This is a genomic window from Nonomuraea sp. NPDC001831 (assembly GCF_042892035.1).
Lineage (GTDB): Bacteria > Actinomycetota > Actinomycetes > Streptosporangiales > Streptosporangiaceae > Nonomuraea.
In genome coordinates this window covers 471,729-490,864 of the sequence record NZ_JBIATU010000005.1, presented here as the reverse complement: position 1 = coordinate 490,864, position 19,136 = coordinate 471,729, and the positions used below count along the sequence as shown (strand labels likewise).

Annotated in this window: 18 protein-coding genes; 1 reads left to right on the top strand and 17 read right to left on the bottom strand. The window is 71.8% G+C overall.

Features of this window, described 5'->3' with window-relative positions; genetic code table 11:
* Positions 1–41: 41 nt before the first annotated feature.
* The 17 genes from ACFYYW_RS20300 to ACFYYW_RS20220 all read right to left on the bottom strand — a co-directional run bounded on the left by ACFYYW_RS20300 (position 42) and on the right by ACFYYW_RS20220 (position 17,941).
* Positions 42–2,597 (bottom strand): phenylalanine--tRNA ligase subunit beta, encoded by a 2,556-nt coding sequence (locus ACFYYW_RS20300; protein WP_387650529.1) that lies wholly within the window; start codon positions 2,595–2,597, stop codon positions 42–44.
* Positions 2,597–3,637: a phenylalanine--tRNA ligase subunit alpha gene (gene pheS / locus ACFYYW_RS20295; protein ID WP_352327928.1), complete on the bottom strand. Its 1,041-nt coding sequence runs from the start codon at positions 3,635–3,637 to the stop codon at positions 2,597–2,599. The genes ACFYYW_RS20300 and pheS overlap by 1 nt, the downstream gene beginning before the upstream one ends.
* Before the next feature lie 150 nt (positions 3,638–3,787).
* Entirely contained in the window at positions 3,788–4,879 is a 1,092-nt protein-coding gene (locus ACFYYW_RS20290; protein ID WP_352327921.1) for an ATP-binding protein, read from the bottom strand.
* A gap of 50 nt (positions 4,880–4,929) precedes the next feature.
* Positions 4,930–5,733, bottom strand: coding sequence for a TrmH family RNA methyltransferase (locus tag ACFYYW_RS20285; RefSeq protein WP_387650526.1), 804 nt, complete (start codon positions 5,731–5,733; stop codon positions 4,930–4,932).
* Between the two features lie 76 nt (positions 5,734–5,809).
* Positions 5,810–6,196, bottom strand: a complete 387-nt coding sequence (rplT, locus tag ACFYYW_RS20280; RefSeq protein ID WP_352327919.1) for a 50S ribosomal protein L20 — start codon at positions 6,194–6,196, stop codon at positions 5,810–5,812.
* 24 nt (positions 6,197–6,220) lie between these two features.
* Positions 6,221–6,415: a 50S ribosomal protein L35 gene (rpmI, locus tag ACFYYW_RS20275; RefSeq protein WP_125635662.1), complete on the bottom strand. Its 195-nt coding sequence runs from the start codon at positions 6,413–6,415 to the stop codon at positions 6,221–6,223.
* A gap of 124 nt (positions 6,416–6,539) precedes the next feature.
* Positions 6,540–7,169, bottom strand: coding sequence for a translation initiation factor IF-3 (infC, locus tag ACFYYW_RS20270; RefSeq protein WP_364394191.1), 630 nt, complete (start codon positions 7,167–7,169; stop codon positions 6,540–6,542).
* 300 nt (positions 7,170–7,469) lie between these two features.
* The gene (locus ACFYYW_RS20265) at positions 7,470–8,384 is read right to left on the bottom strand and encodes a shikimate dehydrogenase family protein (RefSeq protein WP_387650524.1); all 915 of its coding nucleotides are present in this window, start codon (positions 8,382–8,384) and stop codon (positions 7,470–7,472) included.
* A gap of 81 nt (positions 8,385–8,465) precedes the next feature.
* Positions 8,466–9,623 (bottom strand): endolytic transglycosylase MltG, encoded by a 1,158-nt coding sequence (gene mltG, locus ACFYYW_RS20260; protein ID WP_364416809.1) that lies wholly within the window; start codon positions 9,621–9,623, stop codon positions 8,466–8,468.
* A 211-nt stretch (positions 9,624–9,834) separates the two neighbouring features.
* Positions 9,835–11,235: an endolytic transglycosylase MltG gene (gene mltG, locus ACFYYW_RS20255; protein ID WP_387650522.1), complete on the bottom strand. Its 1,401-nt coding sequence runs from the start codon at positions 11,233–11,235 to the stop codon at positions 9,835–9,837.
* A gap of 91 nt (positions 11,236–11,326) precedes the next feature.
* On the bottom strand, positions 11,327–11,809 hold the full coding sequence (ruvX, locus tag ACFYYW_RS20250; RefSeq protein ID WP_352327834.1) for a Holliday junction resolvase RuvX: 483 nt from the start codon (positions 11,807–11,809) through the stop codon (positions 11,327–11,329).
* 1 nt (position 11,810) lies between these two features.
* The gene (gene alaS / locus ACFYYW_RS20245; protein ID WP_352327835.1) at positions 11,811–14,483 is read right to left on the bottom strand and encodes an alanine--tRNA ligase; all 2,673 of its coding nucleotides are present in this window, start codon (positions 14,481–14,483) and stop codon (positions 11,811–11,813) included.
* A 22-nt stretch (positions 14,484–14,505) separates the two neighbouring features.
* Entirely contained in the window at positions 14,506–14,736 is a 231-nt protein-coding gene (locus ACFYYW_RS20240) for a hypothetical protein (protein ID WP_352327836.1), read from the bottom strand.
* Positions 14,733–15,107, bottom strand: a complete 375-nt coding sequence (locus tag ACFYYW_RS20235; protein WP_352327837.1) for a DUF948 domain-containing protein — start codon at positions 15,105–15,107, stop codon at positions 14,733–14,735. Before ACFYYW_RS20235 ends, ACFYYW_RS20240 begins: the two co-directional genes overlap by 4 nt.
* 196 nt (positions 15,108–15,303) lie before the next feature.
* Complete coding sequence (locus ACFYYW_RS20230; protein WP_387650519.1) at positions 15,304–16,098, bottom strand: cyclase family protein; 795 nt, start codon at positions 16,096–16,098, stop codon at positions 15,304–15,306.
* A 31-nt stretch (positions 16,099–16,129) separates the two neighbouring features.
* Entirely contained in the window at positions 16,130–17,431 is a 1,302-nt protein-coding gene (locus tag ACFYYW_RS20225; RefSeq protein ID WP_352327839.1) for a replication-associated recombination protein A, read from the bottom strand.
* 9 nt (positions 17,432–17,440) lie between these two features.
* Positions 17,441–17,941: a hypothetical protein gene (locus ACFYYW_RS20220; RefSeq protein ID WP_387650517.1), complete on the bottom strand. Its 501-nt coding sequence runs from the start codon at positions 17,939–17,941 to the stop codon at positions 17,441–17,443.
* 170 nt (positions 17,942–18,111) lie between these two features.
* On the opposite strand from ACFYYW_RS20220, the gene ACFYYW_RS20215 reads away from it, so the two are divergent.
* Positions 18,112–18,999, top strand: a complete 888-nt coding sequence (locus ACFYYW_RS20215; RefSeq protein WP_352327841.1) for a peptidylprolyl isomerase — start codon at positions 18,112–18,114, stop codon at positions 18,997–18,999.
* The last annotated feature ends 137 nt before the right edge of the window (positions 19,000–19,136 follow it).

Below are 19,136 nucleotides of genomic sequence, written 5' to 3'. Positions count from 1 at the left end.
GGGCCGGTACGGCGATCCGTACCGGCCCCCCTGTGATCGTCTCAGGCGCTGCGGAGCTGGGCGCCCACGCGGTCGGCCGCCATCGCCACCGCCGCATCCCTGGCCGCCGTCGTCTCCTCGACCGTCAACGTACGGCCCGCCGCCCGGAACCGCATCGTGTAGGCGAGCGACTTGTTCCCCTCCCCCACCTGCTCACCCGCGTAGACGTCGAACAGCCGTACCGACTCCAGCAGCTCGCCGGCACCGTCGCGCAACGCCGCCTCCACGTCGGCCACCGGCGTGAAGTCGGGCACGACGAGCGCCACGTCCTGCGTCGCCACCGGGTACGGCGACACCGGCGGCGCCTGCACCGGCCCGGGCATGCCCGACTCCAGCCGCGACAGCTCCAGCTCCATGGCGGCGGTGCGCGGCGGCAGCCCGTACGCCTCGATGACCCGCGGGTGCAGCTCACCGGCGTGCCCCACCAGCGTGTCGCCCACGTAGAGGGCCGCGCACCGGCCCGGGTGCCAGGGCTCGTGCTGGTCGGCGCTGATGGACAGCTCGACCCGCGACTCGGCGGCGACCAGCCGGGCGGCCTGCACGGCGTCGGCCCACGAGGCCTGCCGGCCCGAGCCCCACCAGCCGGACCGCTCGAACTCCCCGGCCAGCACGACCGCGACCCGCAGCGGCTGGTCGGGCAGCGCCGCCTCGATCGAGGCCAGCTCCTCCTCGGTGGGACGGCGCGAGACGCCGAGCACCGGAGCGGCGGCGGGGGCGTTCTCCCGGGGCCGGTAGACCGCGCCCGTCTCGAACAGCGCCACGTCGCCGAAGCCGCGCCCGACGTTGCGGACCAGCGTCTTGAGCAGGCCGGGCAGCAGCGTCGTGCGCATCAGCGGCTCGTCCTCCGACAGCGGATTGGCCAGGCGCATGGCCCGGCGTCGCGCGTCGTCGGCGGGCAGCTGCAGCCGGTCGAAGTCGTCGGCCCCGATGAACGGGTAGCTGAGCACCTCGACGTAGCCGCCCTCGGCCAGCGCCCGGCCGACCCGCCGGCGCAGCCGCTGCCCCTCGGTCAGCCCGGCGCCCGCCGGGGCGCTGGGCAGCACCGACGGCAGCCGGTCGTAGCCTTCGAGCCGGATGACCTCTTCGGCCAGGTCGTTGGGGTCGGTAAGGTCGGGCCGCCACGACGGCGGGGTGACCGTGATCATGTCGGGGCCGGTGACGGCCAGCCTGGCGGCGAGCTCGCCGCCGGTCACGACGCCGGTCGGGTCGACGCCGCCCTCGCGCACGGCCGGGTCGTCGCCGTCGGTCACCAGGCAGCCCACCTGCTCCAGGCGGCCGACGACGACCTCCTTGGAGTACGGGACGCCCGCCACGGCCGACGGATGACCGGCCGGGATCGCGATGCGCGCCGGCGTGACGTCGACCTCGGCGTGCGTCACGCCGGGCTGCACGGTCGCGCCGCCCAGCTCGGCCAGCATGCGCACCGCCCGCCACGAGGCGACCAGCGGCAGCTCACGGTCGACGCCGCGCTCGAACCGCTTGGACGCCTCCGACACCAGCCCGTGCCGGCGCGACTCGCGCGAGATGCCGGTGGCCGAGAAGTGGGCGGCCTCGATGACGATGTCGGTCGAGCCGTCGGAGATCTCGGTCTCCAGGCCGCCCATCGTGCCCGCCATGGAGATCGGGCCCGACTGGTCGGTGATGAGGATGTCGTCGGGGTCGAGCTCGCGCACGACGTGGTCGAGCGTCTCCAGCCGCTCGCCCTCCCGAGCCCGCCGGACGACGATCTCGCCGGTCAGCTTCGACCGGTCGAAGGCGTGCAGCGGCTGGCCCAGCTCCAGCATCAGGTAGTTGGTGATGTCGACGGCCAGCGACACCGGGCGCATGCCGGCCCGGCTCAGCCGCACCCGCATCCACAGCGGGCTCTGGGCGGCCGGGTCGAAGCCGCGCACCTCGCGCAGCACGAACCGGTCGCAGGCCGTCGGGTCGCCGATGGAGGCCGGCCAGGACGGCTCGGTCTCGGCGGGCACCTCGACGTCGGCCGGGTCGCGGAAGGCCACGCCGAACGCGGTGGCCACCTCGCGGGCCACGCCGCGGACGGACAGCGCGTAGCCGATGTCGGGCGTGATCTCCAGCTCGATCACGTCGTCGCGCAGGCCGAGCAGCTCGACCACGTCGGTGCCGATGGGCGTGCCGGCGGGCAGCACCATGATGCCGTTGTGGTCGTCGCCGAGGCCCAGCTCGCGCTCGGAGCAGATCATGCCCTCGGACATGCGCCCGTACGTCTTGCGCGCCCCCACCTCGAACCCGCCCGGCAGCACGCCGCCGGGCAGCACGACGGGGACGCGGTCGCCGGCGACGAAGTTCGTGGCGCCGCAGACGATCTCGCGCGGCGTCGCCTCGCCCACCTCGACCTTGCAGTGCCTGATCGGCTTCTTGAAGCCGGTGAGCTCCTCGATCTCCAGCACCTCGCCGACGACGACGTTCTTGACGTCGTGGCCGTAGGAGGTGATGGATTCCAGCTTGAGCCCGGCCATGGTGAGCCTGTCGGCCACCTCGTGCGCGGTGGCCGCCGGGAGATCGACGTACTCCCGCAGCCAGGAGAGCGGGACCTTCATCAGATCTCCATTCCGAACGGGAGCGTGAAGCGCACGTCCCCCTCGATCATGTCTCGCATGTCTTCGGCGTTGTGGCGGAACATCAGCGTGCGCTCGATCCCCATGCCGAACGCGAACCCGGAGTAGCGCGAGGGGTCGACGCCGCAGGCGATGAGCACCCGCGGGTTGACCATGCCGCAGCCGCCCCACTCGATCCAGCCCTCGGACTTGCAGGTGCGGCACGGCGGGTTGCCGGGGATCGCCGAGGCGCCGCGGCAGACGAAGCACTTCAGGTCCATCTCGGCGGACGGCTCGGTGAAGGGGAAGTAGTTCGGCCGGAACCGGGTGGTGATGCCCTCGCCGAACATGACCTCGGCGAACCTGTCGAGCGTGCCCTTGAGGTGGGCCATGGTCAGGCCCTCGTCGACGGCCAGCCCCTCGGTCTGGTGGAAGACCGGGGTGTGGGTGGCGTCGAGCTCGTCGGTGCGGAACGTCTTGCCCGGCGAGATGACGTAGACCGGCAGCTCGCGCTGGAGCAGCGCGCGGATCTGCACCGGCGAGGTCTGGGTGCGCAGCACCATACCCGACTCGGTGGAGTCCACGAAGAACGTGTCGTGCTCGGAGCGGGCGGGGTGGTCGGGGGCGATGTTGAGCGCGTCGAAGTTGAACCACTCGCCTTCGAGCTCGGGGCCCTCGGCGACCTCGTAGCCCATGGCGACGAACGCGTCGGCGATGCGCTCCTGCAGCGTGGTCAGCGGGTGACGGGCGCCGCGCGGCCGCCGGTCCCAGGGCAGGGTGACGTCGACGGTCTCCTCGACGAGCACCCGTGCGTCGCGCTCGGCCTCCAGCTCGGCCTGGCGGGCGGCCAGCGCCTCGCCGATCGCTCTGCGGGCGCCGCCGACGCGCTTGCCGGCCTCGGCGCGGGCGGCCGGCGGCAGGGCGCCGATCTCGCGGTTGGCCAGGGCGATGGGCGAGCGGTCGCCCGCGTGCGCCAGCCTGGCCTGCTTGAGTGCGTCGAGGCTGTCGGCCGCCTTGATCGCCGTGAGGGCGTCGGCCTCCATGCGGGACAGCTCGTCGGCATGCAACGGCGTCACCTCGACGGGGTCGTAGTCAGACAAGAGTGAGCTCCGTATCCAGGGCTTGAGCGGAAACGAGTCTAGTGGGGCCCGCCCACCGGACCGACTTCGACGGGTGTCGAGCCGCTCGGGGCTTCAGACCGTGGCGAAGTCGGGTGTGCCGGTGGGCACGGTAAATCGGAACTCCGCGCCGCCCTCGGGCGCGCGCTGCACGGTGATCGTGCCGCCGTGCGCCTCGACCAGGCCCTTCACGATGAACAGGCCGAGCCCGGTGCCGCCGCGCCTGCGGCTGTTGCCGCCCCGCCAGAACTGCCGGAAGACGCGCGGAGCCAGCTCGGGCTCGATGCCCTCGCCCTCGTCGCGCACCGACACGGCCACTCCCCATCCGACGGACTCGATCTCGATCGTCACGGTGCCACGCCCGTGGCGCACCGCGTTCTCCACCAGATTACCCAGAATCTGGTCGATCTTGTCCTGGTCGAGCCACATCTCCGGCAGGCGGTCGCCGACGATCAGGCGGTAGCGGTCTTCGGAGTCGCCCGCCGCGACCCGGCCGGCGACCAGCCGGCGCGCCCTGGCCGGCAGGTCGACGACCTGGCGGCGCACCTCCAGCCGCCCGGACTCGATGCGCGAGACGTCGAGCAGCTCGGTGATGAGCCGGGTGACGCGGTCGGCGTCGTTGTTGACGGTCTCCAGCATGACGCGCTTCTGCTCGTCGGTGAAGCGCGTCCACTTGGCCAGCAGGGTGGCGGTGAAGCCCTTGACGCTGGTCAGCGGCGAGCGCAGCTCGTGGGCCACGGTGGAGACCAGGTCGGCGCGGCTGCGCTCCAGCCGGGCGCGGGCGCCGCCGTCGCGCAGGGTGATCGTGACCCGCTCGACCTCGCCGCCGCGCTCGGGCTCGCGCACCAGCCGGGCCGCGACGTAGAGCTCCTGGCCGCCCGGCAGGTGCAGCGGCCGCTCGGGGACCCTGGTCCTGGTACGCAGCCCGCCCTCGGGATCGAGCGCCTTCCACCACTCGCGCCCGTCGTGGTCGCGGAAGGGGAAGACCTCGTTCATCTCCCGGCCCACGGCGCGCTCCATGGCGACCCGGGTGAGCCGGGCGGCGGCCCGGTTGACGGCCAGCACGCACCCATATCGGTCGGTCACGATAAGACCGTCGGGGAGGTCGTCGATGGAGATCGTGCACGCGGCGGCCACCACTCGCCCGTCGGTTTCTGCGCCGTGCACGACCTCGCCTCCTCCGCCTACAACGCCGACAATAGCGGGTTTCCGGCCGCCTAGGGCACTCGCTGAGCCCTGGCGGAGGAGTAAAGGCACACCGCCGCGGCGGTGGCCAGGTTGAGACTTTCAGCCTGTCCGTAGATGGGCACTCTGACCACATCGTCCGCCTCGGCGCGTATCTCCTCCGGCAGTCCCCAGGCCTCGTTCCCGAAGATCCACACGGTCGGTCCGGAAAGATCCACGTCGTCGAGCGTGTGCTTGCCCGCGCCGTCGGCCGCCAGCACGCGCATGCCCCGCTCCCTCAGTTGACGCACGACGGCGGCGACCGGTGCACCGATGACGACCGGCAGATGAAACAGGCTGCCCGCGCTGGCGCGCACGCACTTGCCGTTGTAGGGGTCGACGGAGGCGTCGGTGAAGATCACGGCGTCCGCCCCGGCGGCGTCGGCCGCCCGCATGACGGTGCCGGCGTTGCCCGGGTCGCGTACGTGCGCCAGCATCGCGACCAGCTTCGGCTGCCCGGCCAGCGCCTCCTCCAGCGGCACGTGCACGAGCCGGCACACCGCCAGCAGCCCCTGCGGGGTCACCGTCTGGGACAGCTCCGACATGACCTCGCCGCTGGCCCGGTGGACGGGCACCCCCTGCAGCGTGGCCTGGGTGACGAGCTCGGCGTGCCGCAGCTCGGCCTCGGCGGTGGTGAACAGCTCCAGCGTCACCCCGTCGAGTTTGAGCGCCTCGCGCACCGCCTGCGGCCCTTCGGCCAGGAACCGGCGGTCCTGCTCCCTGAAGGCGCGCTTGGTGAGCCTGCGTGCGGCCTTCACCCTCGGCGACTTCACGTTGGTCAGCTCGGACCCGGCCATGCTCTCCCCCTGATCGTGCGTGGATACAGCAAAAGGGCCCACCGTGACGGTGGGCCCTCTGTGCCTGAAGGCGACCTCAGCTCGCGGTGGCCGGAGCGTTCACGTTCGACGGCAGCGCCTTCTTGGCGGCCTCGACGAGCGTGGCGAAGGTCGAGGCGTCGTTGACCGCGAGGTCAGCGAGGATCTTGCGGTCGACCTCGATGTTGGCCAGGCGCAGGCCCTGGATCAGGCGGTTGTAGGTGATGCCGTTGGCGCGGGCAGCGGCGTTGATCCGCTGGATCCACAGACGGCGGAACGCACCCTTACGGTCCTTGCGGTCCCGGTAGGCGTACGTCATCGAGTGGAGCATCTGCTCCTTGGCCTTGCGGTACAGCCGCGACCGCTGGCCACGGTAACCGCTCGCCCTGTCGAGGACGACCTTGCGCTTCTTCTTGGCGTTGAGCGCCCGCTTCACGCGTGCCATGTTTCTTCTCCCCGGGGGTTCGCGCTACTTGGCGAGCAGCTTCTTGATCTTCTTGGTGTCTGCCGGCGAAACGACGACTTCACCCTTGAGACGACGCGTCAGCGTGGACGACTTCCACTCGTTGTAGTGCGCGCGGCTGGCGCGGCGGCGCTTGAGCTTGCCGGTGCCGGTGAGCCGGAACCGCTTCTTCGCACCGCTGTGCGTCTTCATCTTCGGCATGTCGCCGTCTCTCCTCAATTCGGTCGTGCCGGTGGCCGGGCCGGTGCTGGCCGGCCCGGTCGCGGCTTGTTCGTCTGCCGGTGGCTGCCGGGGCGCGTGCTGTAAGGCTAACCCCGGCTGCAGGTCACGCTTCCTGTACGGAAGGTTCCGCCGCCTGCACGGAAGACTCCTCTTCCGATGCGGGAAGCTCCTCGCCGCCACGCTGCGCCTTGGCGGCAGCCTTTTCGGCCTTGGCCTCGGCCTTCTTCTTGTGCGGACCGATCACCATGATCATGTTACGGCCGTCCTGCTTGGGCTGGGACTCCACGAACCCGAGCTCCTGGACGTCCTCGGCCAGCCGCTGCAGCAGCCGGAAGCCGAGCTCCGGCCGGGACTGCTCACGCCCGCGGAACATGATCGTGACTTTGACCTTGTCCCCCGCCTTGAGGAACCGCACCACGTGACCCTTCTTGGTCTCGTAGTCGTGCGGGTCGATCTTCGGCCGGAGCTTGATCTCCTTGATGATCGTGTGCGCCTGATTCTTGCGCGCCTCGCGCGCCTTCATCGCGGACTCGTACTTGAACTTGCCGTAGTCCATGAGCTTGCACACGGGCGGTCGAGCCGTGGCCGCGACCTCGACGAGGTCGAGGTCGGCCTCCTGGGCGAGCTTCAGCGCGTCGTGAATGCTGACGATGCCGACCTGCTCGCCGTTCGGGCCCACGAGGCGAACCTCGGGAACTCGGATACGCTCGTTGATGCGGGGCTCAGTGCTGATGGGGCCTCCTAGGTTTGCGATCCCTACGTGCTCGTCGTGGCGGGGGCCTTCCGCGCCGAAGACGCGAAAAGCCCCGCACGTCGCGCATGCGGGGCCACTGAGCTCTGTGGCTTCGTGGCCTCGAGCTCCCCGGAGAGTCCGGCGTGATCCTGGACCCGGCCACCTTTCGGCGACTCGGGTGGGAGGGAGACCTCCGCTTGCGCGTCCAGCAAGGCATGCCGGACCGATCAGAGAGCTACATTACCACAACCACGCAGGCGCCTCGAATCATCCCGCCGGCGCGGGTAATCATCGGGAAGATCACTGCGGACGGGCCGCGGCCCGCCGGGCGATCTCGGCCTCGCCCGCCGCGCGCATGGCCTCGACCGGCACGTCCGGACGGCCGGTCATCAGCTCCACCTGCCGCGCCGCCTGGTGCAGGAGCATCGCGAAGCCGCCGACCACCGTGCCGCCCGCGTCGCGGACCGCCGTGGCCGCCCTGGTGGGCCAGGGGGCGTAGACCACGTCGAACAGCGCCGGCACGCGGGCCAGCCGCCCGGCGAAGGCGTCGGCGGCCCCCGCGGGCAGCGTGGAGACCACCAGGTCCACCCCCGTGTACGCGTCGAGCTTGTCGAACGTCTCCACCGCCAGCGCCACGCCCAGCCGTTCGGCCACCTCGGCGGTCTCCCCCGCCCTGGCCGGGTCGCGGACCAGCAGCGTGGCCGCGAACAGCCCCAGGTTGCGCAGGGCCGCGAGCGCGGAGGCGGCCGTGGCGCCGCCGCCCAGCACGGTCGCCGACCGCGGCGCGGGCACGCCCGCCTCGGCCAGCGCCTGCTCGATGCCGTAAACGTCGGTGTTGTGGCCGTGGCGCAGGCCGTCGGCGAAGACCACGGTGTTGGCCCCGCCCACCTCGACGGCCAGGTCGGAGACGGTGTCGAGGAGCGGCAGCACGGCGCGCTTGAGCGGCATCGTCAGCGACAGCCCCGCCCAGGCGCGCTCGCCGCCCAGCTCACCGCCCTGCTCGCCGCCCAGCTCACCGCCCTGCTCGCCGCCCAGCTCGCCGTCGCGCTGCCCGCGCACGGGGGTCAGCCCGGCGAGCAGGCCGGGCAGCCGCGCCTCGTCGCACTCGATCGCCTCGTAGCTCCACCCGTCGAGCCCCATCGCCGCGTAGGCGGCCCTGTGCAGGTGGGGCGAGAGCGAATGCCCGATCGGCGAGCCCATGACCGCAGCCCGCATCGACACTCCTTCCGGGAACACGGTCCCTACTCCTACCACGCCGCGGGGCCGCCGCTCGTCAGGCGGCTCCCGCGGCGGAGGTCAGCCGCCGTTCCGCTTGTACTCGGCCAGCAGCGCCTGGCGTTCGGCCTCGGTGGTCGCGAACTTGGTGACGCGGCTGTTGGGGTCGGTGGCGACGAAGTAGAGCCAGTCGCCCTTGGCCGGGTTGAGCGCCGCCTCGATGGCGTGCTGGCCCGGGTTCGAGATCGGGCCCGGCGGCAGGCCGAGGTACATGTACGTGTTGTACCGGCTCTTGGTCTTCGTCTCGGCGATGGTGGCGGCGGTGCGGTACTTGTTGAGCGCGTACATGACCGTGCTGTCCATCTCCAGCTTCATCTCCGGGTCGCGGTCGAGCCGGTTGTAGATGACGCGGGCGATCTTGGGCATGTCCTCGAACCGGCCGGCCTCGGCCTGGATGATGCTGGCGATGACCACGATGTCCTGGGGCTTGCGGCCCAGCGCCTTGGCGCCGCCTTCGAGGTCGACCTCGTCGGCCGTCTGGTTGAACCGCTTGACCATCGCGCCCAGGATCTGGGCCGGGGTGGCGTTGGGCGGGAACTCGTAGGTGGCCGGGAAGGCGTAGCCCTCCAGCTTGCCCTTGGCGTACGACGGCAGGTCGAGGTCGGCGGTGTCCTTGGCCGCGGCCGCGAACCCCTTGGCCGGCTTGCCCGTCGCCTTGGCCAGCGTGGTCAGCGTGTCGGACAGCCTCAGGCCCTCCTTGACGCCCACCTTGGCCAGCAGCTTGTTCTCGGGGCTCAGCATCGCCACCGCGTCGGCCGCCGACATCTTCTTGCGCATCTTGTACTGGCCGGGCTGGAGCGAGCCGCTCTTGCCGGCGTTGCCGATGGCGGTGCTGAACGCCCTGGCGCTGGCCACGACGCCGAGGCGCACCAGCTCCTCGGCCACCTCCGACGCGCTCTGGCCGTCCTTGATCTCGACGGTCACCTCGCCGGTGCCCTGGCCGGTGTAGTCGTCGGGCACGAGGGCGTCGCTGACCCATAGGTAGCCGTAGTAGCCGCCGCCGCCGATGATGCCCGCCAGCACGACGAAGGCGAGCAACGGCGCGATGAAGCCGCCCCGGTTACGACGTCTGCGCCGGCGGCGGTTGCCGCCGCGCTTGCCGGAGCCGCGGGCACGGCGCCGGGACCGGCCCTCGTCGTCCTCGGTGCCGAGCAGGGAGTTCAGGTCGAGATCGCTCATAGCTGCGCTGGCCAATCTCCCGGTACGGCCCGTTCGGCGTCAAGCGGTTGTGCCGAACCGGCGGAGCTCACCGGGCGAAACGGGGGGATCCGCCGGGCATGCTCCCACGACCAGCGGAGATCACTCTGGGTAGCCATGCTAGGGGATGGGAAGAGGGCGCATGACCCGGTATGGGGCTTTTGCGCGGGCACAGGGGGGGTCCCGCCGAACATCAGTCCGTCCCGAGGTTCTTGTTCAACTCTTCCCGGTATCTCACGAACTCGCTCTCTTTGTTGGTGAATTTGGTGATTCTATGCGCCGGATCCGTCGTCACAAACCAGTGCCAATCACCCGCGGCTGGATTCAGGGCCGCCAGCAGCGCCTTCTCACCCGGATTGGCGATGGGCCCCGGCGGCAGTCCGCGGCGGTGGTAGGTGTTGTAGGGCGAGTTCACCTTGGTGTCGCTCTCCGTGACTTTCAGTGACCGGCGGTTCTGCGCGTACAGGACCGTGGTGTCGAGCTCCAGCGGCGTGTTGCTCTTGAGTCTGTTGTAGATCACTCTGGCGATCTTGGGGTAATCGGCGTCGGTGCCGCCCTCCGCCTGCACGAGGCTGGCGACCGTGAGCGCCTCCAGCGGGGTCAGGCCGAGCCGCCGGGCCCGCTCCGCCAGGTGGATCTGCCGGGCGGCCACGCCCCACCGCTCCACCATGGCGGCCAGCACGTCCACCGCCTTGTCGCCGGGCTCGACCTCGTACGTGGCGGGGAACAGGAAACCCTCGATCCCGGGCGCGTACGACGGCAGCCCGAGCAGGCTCTTGTCCACGCTCTGCAGCTCCTTCAGCGGCAGCGCGGCCAGCTGGGCGACGCGCCGCAGCACCTCGGCCGCGCGCAGCCCCTCCGGCACCGCCACCCGCCTGACCATCCGGGAGGCGGGCGCGAGCAGCAGGTCGAGCGCCGCGCCCGCGGCCATGCCCTTGCGCAGCCGGTAGTGGCCGGGACGCAGCCGGTTGGCCACGGCCCGCTCCTGGGCCGCGTTCACGAACGAACGCGAGCTGGCCACCACGCCGGCGTCGGCCAGCGCCGTGCCGATGTCCTCGGCGTTCGCCCCGGGCGGAATGCGGACGGTCACCGTCCCGCTGCCCACGCCCTCGAAGTCCTCGGGGCTCAGGTACGGCCTGACCACCGTGAGCACGCCCGCGCCCGCCGCCACCAGGGCGGCGACCAGCGCGGCGGACACCAGCCCAGCCTTGCCCAGGGCCCGGCCACGACGCGACGACCGATCGCTCCCGGCACGCTCCGCGCCGACCGGACGCGGGCCGCTCCCGGCGGCCCCCCCGGCCACCGGCCGCGAGCCACCTCCGGGAGCCTCCTCGCGAGCCGACCGCGGGCCGCCCCCGGACGGCCCCTCACCGGCCAACTGCGTGCTGCTTGAGGATGGCTCCTCGCCTGCCGACCGCGGGCCGCTGCTGGGCGGCTCCTCGTCGGCCCACTGCGGGCTGCTGCCGGCAGGGTGTCCAGCCGTCGGCTGCCGGCCGCCTCGGGGAGGGTCCTCGGCCGCCGGCTGCGTCTCCTGCTCGGAGTCCGCCCGCAGGAACGGGATGACCTCGCCGTCGTCGTCGGGGGTGGTGCTCACGCGGCCACCTCGCCGGTCGGACGCCCGGCGGGCGGCATCGGGGCCTGCGCACGAGCCATGCCCTCGGGACGGGCCTTTCGGTGCCGCCCGGTCATGAGGCAGGTCCGTCGGCCGCCGCGGGGGGCGGTTCGACGGGCCTGCCTGGTGGTCTGTCGGTGGCGCGTTCGGAGTCGAGGGCGTCCTGGAGCAGCACGACGGCGGCCGCCTGGTCGACGACCCCGCGCTGCTTCTTGGCGCGTACGCCGCTGGCCCGCAGCCCGTGCTGGGCGGCGACCGTGGTGAGCCGCTCGTCGAACAGCCGCACGGGCGTGGGCGCCAGCCGGCCGGCCAGCTCGGCGGCGAACGCGCGGGCCAGCCCGGCCGCCTGCCCCTCACGCCCGGACAGCGACGTGGGCAACCCCACGATCACCTCGATCGCCTCGTGCTCGGCGACGATCTCGGCGAGACGGTCGAGGTCGCCCTTGCCGCGGCGCACGGTCTCGACCGGCGTGGCCAGCGTCCCGCTGGGGTCGCTGCGCGCCACGCCGATGCGTACGGAGCCGACGTCGACGCCGATCCGCGAACCGAACCTCATGTCATCCGATCTGCTCGCCGATGGCCTGTTCGACCAGGCCGAGCGCGTCGCCGATCGCCTCGGGCCGCGTACCGCCGCCCTGCGCGACATCGTCCTTGCCGCCACCGCCACCCCCAAGAGCCTTGGCGGCGACGCCGACCAGCCTTCCGGCCTTGAGCCCCCGCTCGCGCCCCGCCTCGTTGACCGCGGCGACCACCACGGGCCGGTCGGAGGGGGCGCCGGCGATCACCACGACCGCCGGCCGGTCGGCCGGGAATCTGCCACGCACATCAAGCGCGAGCTTACGCAGATCGTCGGCGCCGGTGCCATCAGGCGCGCGGTGTGTCACCACGGAGACTCCGTGCAGGTCACGGGCCTGGGACGCCAGCTCACCGGCCACCTGGAGCACCTGCGCCGAGCGCACCTTCTCCAGCTCCTTCTCGGCGGTGCGCAGGCGGGTGACGATGCCCTCGATGCGCTCGGGCAGCTCCTCGCGGCGCGCCTTGAGCTGCTCGGACAGCTGGGCCACCAGCACGCTCTCGCGGGCCAGGAAGCGGAAGGCGTCGATGCCGACCAGCGCCTCGACCCGGCGCACGCCCGCGCCGACCGACTGCTCGCCCAGCACCTTGACCAGGCCGAGCTGCCCGGAGCTGTGCACGTGGGTGCCGCCGCACAGCTCGCGCGAGTAGTCGCCGATCTCGACCACGCGGACCTCGTCGCCGTACTTCTCACCGAACATCGCCAGCGCGCCCATCGCCCTGGCCTCGGCCTGGGAGGTGTAGAACGCGTTGACCTTGAGGTCGTTGATCAGCACCGCGTTGACCTCGTCCTCGACGTCGCGCAGCACGCTGGCCGGGACGGCGCCCGCCGCGGTGAAGTCGAAGCGGAAGCGGCCCGGGGAGTTCTCCGAGCCCGCCTGCGCGGCCGTCTCGCCCAGCGCGTTCTTGAAGCCGCGGTGGACCAGGTGGGTGGCGCTGTGGCTGCGCGAGATCGCCCGGCGGCGCTCGACGTCGATCTCGGCCTGCGCCTCGTCGCCCGCCTTCAGCTCACCGCTGCGGACCTTGCCGCGGTGGACGATCAGACCCTTGAGCGGCGACTGCACGTCGAGGATCTCGACCTCGGCGCCCGCCGTGCGGATGACGCCCTGGTCGGCGAGCTGGCCGCCGCCCTCGGCGTAGAAAGGGGTGCGGCCGAGCACGATCTCGACGGTCGTGCCCGCGCCGGCCGCCGGCACGCTGACGCCGTCGACCAGGATGCCGACGACGGTGGTCTCGGCCTCGGTCTCGTCGTAGCCCAGGAAGTCGATCTTGCCGGCCTTCTCCAGCAGGTGGCCGAAGACGGAGATGTCGGCGTTGCCGGTCTTCTTGGCCGCGGCGTCGGCCTTGGCCCGCTGCCGCTGCTCCTTCATCAGGCGGCGGAAGCCCTCTTCGTCGACCTTCAGGCCCTGCTCGGCCGCCATCTCCAGGGTGAGGTCGATGGGGAAGCCGTAGGTGTCGTGGAGCTGGAAGGCCTGGTCGCCCGAGAGCGTCGAGCCGGACTTGCGCTTGGTCTCCTCCACGGCCACGTCGAAGATCGCGGTGCCGGTGCGGAGGGTGCCCAGGAAGGACGTCTCCTCGGCGTCGATGACCGCGTGGATCTGCGGCGCGTCGGCCTTGAGCTCGGGGTACTGCTCGCCCATCACGTTGATCGCGACGTCGGTCAGCTCGTGCATGTAGCGCTCGTCGCCGGAGCCGAGCAGGCGCAGGTTGCGCACCGAGCGGCGCAGGATGCGGCGCAGCACGTAGCCGCGGCCCTCGTTGCCGGGCATGACGCCGTCGGCGACCAGCATGGTGCCGGTGCGCACGTGGTCGGCGATCACGCGCAGGCTCACGTCGGCGCGGTGGTCGCGACCGTAGCGGGTCTTGGTGAGCTCGGCCGCCTTGTCGAGGATCTTGTAGGTGGTGTCGATCTCGTAGAGGTTGTCGACGCCCTGCAGGATCGTCGCCATGCGCTCCAGGCCCATGCCGGTGTCGATGTTCTTGGCCGGCAGCTCGCCGGAGATGTCGAAGTCGACCTTGGTGCGGACCTGGCTGAGCTGGTACTGCATGAAGACGAGGTTCCAGACCTCGAGGTAGCGGTCCTCGTCGGCGACGGGGCCGCCCTCCTTGCCGTACTCGGGGCCGCGGTCGTAGTAGATCTCCGAGCAGGGGCCGCCGGGGCCGGGCACGCCCATGTGCCAGTAGTTGTCCTCCAGGCCGCGGCGCTGGATGCGGCTCTCGGGCACGCCGACCTTGTTGCGCCAGATGTCGTAGGCCTCGTCGTCCTCGAGGTAGACGGTGGCCCACAGCCGCTCCTCGGGGAAGCCGAAGCCGCCGTCGGACTCGGACCTGGTGAGCAGCTCCCACGCGAACGGGATCACTTCGGACTTGAAGTAGTCGCCGAAGGAGAAGTTGCCCAGCATCTGGAAGAAGGTGGCGTGCCGGGTGGTCTTGCCGACCTCTTCGATGTCGGGGGTGCGCACACACTTCTGCGCGGTGGCCAGCCGTGACGCCGGAGGCTTGCGCTGCCCCAGGAAGTACGGCTTGAACGGCACCATACCGGCAGGAACCAGGAGTAGCGTGGGGTCCTCAGCGATCAGGCTGGCCGAGGGCACGACCTTGTGCCCACGCTCCTCGAAGAAGCGCAGGAAGCGGCGGGCTATCTCTGCCGACTCCATTGTGGCCATCCTTTGCTGGTAGTCAGTTGTCGATTTCAGCGTTGTCGAGCCCGAAGCGCGCCCGCAACTGGGTTTCGCGCTCGGCGGCCTCGCCGAGCGCGTCAGAGGTAAAGTCTCTCACCCGCGCGAGCATCCCCGCCGCGCCGTCGGCGGTGCGCCGTACGACGTGGGTCGGGTGCAGCGCCTGCAGCCTGCGCATCACCCAGAAGGCGAGGAACGCGCCGAGCGAGAGGTAGAACAGCCGTCTGATCACCGGGACCGCCTCACCCGGGCGGGCCTGCGGGCCTCGATGGCGCGCCGCACGCCGTAGCCGAGCGACGACACCTTGATCAGCGGGCCCGTGAAGATGGTCTGCGTCACCGCGCTGAGCTTGGCGGCGTGCGCGCTGACCTGCTTGACGTCCTGGGCGATGGCCTCGACGGCGACCAGTTGCCTGTTGGTCTCGTTGACCGTGACGCTCACGTCGTCGAGCAGCGGGACCAGGCGGTTGTTCAGGTCGGAGACCGCCTTGGTGGTCTCGGTGAGCAGCCTGGCGAGCTTGACGAGCACCATGGCGAGAACGCAGACCAGGACAATCCAGCCCGTGGCCGCGATCAGCCCGGCGACCTCTCCAGCGGTAAGCATCCGCTCATCTCCCTCGTACGCTGGGCCGGAACGGCATGAACCCTATCGCGTCCCGGCGACAAGGTCGGTGAGGAAAACGGGCCGGATCCGTCGGCGAGGCCACCTGCGGACACTTCCGTGACCGATCACATGCCGCTCCGACCAGGCGTTCCGCCGCCCGGCCCGCCTCCTGTCACGCCTCCTGTCACGCCTTCTGTCACGGCTCGGGCACGCGGGCGAAGGCGCGTACGGGAACCCGCCCGGTGCCCTCCAGGAGCGGCGGCGCGGCCGTGAACAGGGCGCCGGTGGGCGGCAGCCGGTCGAGCCCGGCCAGCCCCTCCACGACCGGCACGCCCGCCGCCAGCAGCACGTCGAGAGCCGCCGAGCCCTCGGCGCCGTCAAGCCGGTCGAGCTCGTCGAGAGCCGCCGAGCCCTCGGCGCCGTCGAGCCCGTCGAGCCCATCCGCGTCGGTGCCGACCAGGGACGCGCCGCGCCCGGCCAGCCACTCGGCGGCCTGCGGGGTGAGCCGCCCCCCGCCGGGCGCGCCGGTGTGCAGCAGCACCGCCCTGCCGCGCACGTCGAAGGCGGCCAGCGCGCCCACGCCGACCTCCCGCGCCTCGGCTCCCGCCACGCGCACCACCACGGCGGGCAGTTCGGCGGTGCGGGCCAGGGGCAGGCCGGTCAGGTCGCCGCCGGGCGCGACCAGGTGCGTGCCGCCGTCGGCGGGCGGGCGGGTCAGCTCGACCAGCACTCCCCCGGCGGCCGGCGCGGCCTGCGCGGCGTGGTCGGAGGGCCCTCCCCTGGTGCCCTTGTGCGGCTCGGCGAAGATCTCGACGTTGTCGAGCTCGACGCCGTCGGTCATCAGCAGGCCGAGCGAGGCCACGAACAGCGCGGCGATCTCGTCCTCGGAGGCGTCGGGGCCGGGCAGGTCGACGCGGAAGCCGTGGACGGCGAGGTCGCCGCCGTTGCCGAAGGTGATGCGGGCGTCGAAGCTCGCGCGGTGGTCGGTCATGATGGCGATCAATCTAGCGCGCGGGCAGGGCTCAGGAGCCGCGCAGGAACTCGCGGATCCTGGCCCAGCGGTCGGCCACCGGGGCCTCGGCGCCGTGCCGGGTGGGCTCGTAGTAGCGGCGGTCGCGCACCTGCTCGGGCGCGTAATCCTGGCGCACCAGGCCGTGGTCGAAGTCGTGGGGGTACTTGTAGCCGCCGCCGTGGCCGAGCTTGGCCGCGCCCGGGTAGTGGGCGTCGCGCAGGTGGCCGGGGACCTGGCCGATCAGCCCCTTGCGGACGTCGCCGACCGCCGCGCCGATGGCCTTGACGACCGCGTTGGACTTGGGCGCCATCGCGCAGTGGATGACGGCGTGGGCCAGGTTGATCTGCCCCTCGGGCAGCCCGATGAGCTGCACGGCCTGGGCCACGGCCACCGCGGTCTGCAGGCAGGTGGGGTCGGCCATGCCGACGTCCTCGGAGGCGAAGATGACGATGCGGCGGGCGATGAAGCGCGGGTCCTCGCCGGCCTCGATCATGCGGGCGAGGTAGTGGAGGGCCGCGTCGGCGTCGGAGCCGCGCATCGACTTGATGAACGCGCTGATCACGTCGTAGTGCTGGTCGCCCTGGCGGTCGTAGCGGACGGCGGCCTTGTCGGCGGCCTTCTCCACCACCTCGACGGTGATGTCGTCGGCCAGCAGCGCGGCGGCCTCCAGGTAGGTCAGCGACCTGCGCGCGTCGCCGCCGGCCAGGCGCACCAGGTGGTCGAGAGCCTCGGGGGCGAGCCGGGCGCGACCGTCCAGGCCGCGCGGCTCGGCCACCGCGCGTTCCAGGACCGCGCGCACGTCGTCGTCGGACAGCGACTCCAGCGTGAGCAGCAGCGAGCGCGACAACAACGGCGAGATGACCGAGAAGTACGGGTTTTCGGTGGTGGCGCCGATGAAGGTGACCCAGCGGTTCTCCACCGCCGGCAGCAGCGCGTCCTGCTGGGCCTTGTTGAAGCGGTGGACCTCGTCGACGAACAGCACGGTCTGCCGGCCGCTCATGCCCAGCTCGCGGCGGGCGTTGTCGATGGCGGCGCGGACGTCCTTGACGCCGGCCGAGACGGCGGAGATCTCGACGAAACGGCGCTTGGTGACGTTGGAGACGACGTAGGCCAGGGTCGTCTTGCCGGTGCCGGGCGGGCCCCACAGGAACAGCGACATGGGGGCCTCGCTCTCGACCAGCCGCCGCAGCGGCGTGCCGGAGCCCAGCAGATGCCGCTGGCCGATCACCTCGTCGAGGGTGCGCGGGCGCATCCGCACCGCGAGGGGTTGCGGGGTGGCCTCCTCAGCCGCCGAATCGAACAGGCTATCCACAACGCGAGATTACACGCCGGTCAGACCCGCCGCGGCCCACACGGCCCTGGCCCCGGAGTCGCCCGCCCGGAAGCAGAAGTAGCCCGCCACGACGGCCAGGACGACCGTCAGCGCCGACAGCACCAGCGTGACGGGCCTGCCGAACCGGTCGGAGGTGAGCGAGCCGCGGGCCGGGGTGGTGGCGTACACCAGGGCCAGGCAGGCGGCGGCGAGCCCGGCCGCCGACAGCAGCAGCGGGGTCGCGAAGCCCTCGTGGACGGCGACGCGCTCGCCGAGCGGGCCGTCCACGCCGGTGAAGCGGGCCCGCTTGAGGCTCTCGCCGCTCTCCTTGGCCGCCAGGACCGCCGCGGGGGCGGCCACGGCCAGCAGCACCACCGCCCACGCCGTCACGGCCCGTACGCGGGGCGCCAGGGCGTACGCGGCGCCCACGAGGACGAGCAGCGGCGTCAGCACCACGGCGAGGTGCACGATCAGCGGATGGGCCGGCAGGCCGAGGATCTGGTCGAACACGGTCACTCCTTGGAGGGGTCCACCTGGACTACGTATGCGTCAGCGAAATGGTTCTCCCCTCACTTGCCCCACTCTGCGGCTTCCGCCACTTACGCCCGGCACATATCGGAGGCCGGTAGCATTCGCGGAGTTGTTTGGTCATGTGTCGGCAAAGATGAAGGAGACAACCGGTGAGCGGCGACGACCGCCAGAGCGAGCTGGCCCGGGAGCACAAGGAGCGGCAGGCGAGGCGCGCGGCCGAGCAGACCGCCAAAGCCAGGCGGAACACCTTCATCGGCGCGGGCGTGGCCGTCGTCGTGGTGGCGGGCGGCATCTTCGCCGCGACCACCCTGATGGGCGACGACAAGAAGACGGTCGCGGCGGAGAGCACGCCCTCGCCCTCCGCCAGCACCAGTTCCCCCGCCCCGACGGCGCTGCCGAGCACCACGCCGCCCAAGAAGGCGGGCAAGGTGTCGTGCACCTACAAGCGTGACGACTCCGCGCCCAACAAGTTCGTCGGCCTGCCGGGCAAGCGGCCCAACCTCAAGCTCAAGACGATGACCGTGAGCACCAACCACGGCGACATCGTGATCGACGTCGACGCGAACGCGACCCCGTGCTCGGTCAACTCGATGGCGTTCCTGGCCAAGAAGGGCTTCTACGACAACACCAAGTGCCACCGGCTGGTGACGCCGGAGACGGCCGGTCTGTACCTGCTGCAGTGCGGCGACCCGCAGGCCAAGGCCGACGGCCGGAACCCGACCGACGGGCAGGGCACGGCCGGTTACGTGTTCGGCGACGAGGCCGTCGGCATGTCCTACACCAAGGGCGTGGTGTTCCTGACCCAGCCCGACGGCGCGTCGGGGCAGAACAGCAGCCAGTTCGCCATCTCGCTGTCGGACGAGAACGGCCAGCTGGAGCCGCAGTACTCGGTGCTCGGCATGGTCCGCTCCGGCCTGGACATCATCGAGAAGGTGGCCAAGGACGGCGTCATCGTCAACGGCGACGACATCGTGGGCGACGGCGGCTCGACCGCGCCGAAGAACCCGATCATCATCAAGCGCGTCACCTTGAGGTAGCACGCGGAACACGACGGCGGGGGGCCCCCCCCCCACGGGGGGGCCCCCCCCCCCCGCGGTGCCCCAAACCCACAGACGGGGGCGCGCCCCCCCCCCCCCCACCGCACGGCGCCCCGCCAAGGCGCCGCCCCCCCCGC

Coding starts and splice junctions, on each gene's coding strand:
- ACFYYW_RS20300 (WP_387650529.1), bottom strand. CDS start 2,597: ATGAAGGTCCCGCTCTCCTGGCTGCGGGAGTACGTCGATCTCCCGGCG.
- ACFYYW_RS20265 (WP_387650524.1), bottom strand. CDS start 8,384: ATGCGGGCTGCGGTCATGGGCTCGCCGATCGGGCATTCGCTCTCGCCC.
- ACFYYW_RS20285 (WP_387650526.1), bottom strand. CDS start 5,733: ATGGCCGGGTCCGAGCTGACCAACGTGAAGTCGCCGAGGGTGAAGGCC.
- alaS (WP_352327835.1), bottom strand. CDS start 14,483: ATGGAGTCGGCAGAGATAGCCCGCCGCTTCCTGCGCTTCTTCGAGGAG.
- ACFYYW_RS20235 (WP_352327837.1), bottom strand. CDS start 15,107: ATGCTTACCGCTGGAGAGGTCGCCGGGCTGATCGCGGCCACGGGCTGG.
- mltG (WP_364416809.1), bottom strand. CDS start 9,623: ATGAGCGATCTCGACCTGAACTCCCTGCTCGGCACCGAGGACGACGAG.
- ACFYYW_RS20230 (WP_387650519.1), bottom strand. CDS start 16,098: ATGACCGACCACCGCGCGAGCTTCGACGCCCGCATCACCTTCGGCAAC.
- rpmI (WP_125635662.1), bottom strand. CDS start 6,415: ATGCCGAAGATGAAGACGCACAGCGGTGCGAAGAAGCGGTTCCGGCTC.
- pheS (WP_352327928.1), bottom strand. CDS start 3,637: ATGGAGGCCGACGCCCTCACGGCGATCAAGGCGGCCGACAGCCTCGAC.
- ruvX (WP_352327834.1), bottom strand. CDS start 11,809: ATGAGGTTCGGTTCGCGGATCGGCGTCGACGTCGGCTCCGTACGCATC.
- rplT (WP_352327919.1), bottom strand. CDS start 6,196: ATGGCACGCGTGAAGCGGGCGCTCAACGCCAAGAAGAAGCGCAAGGTC.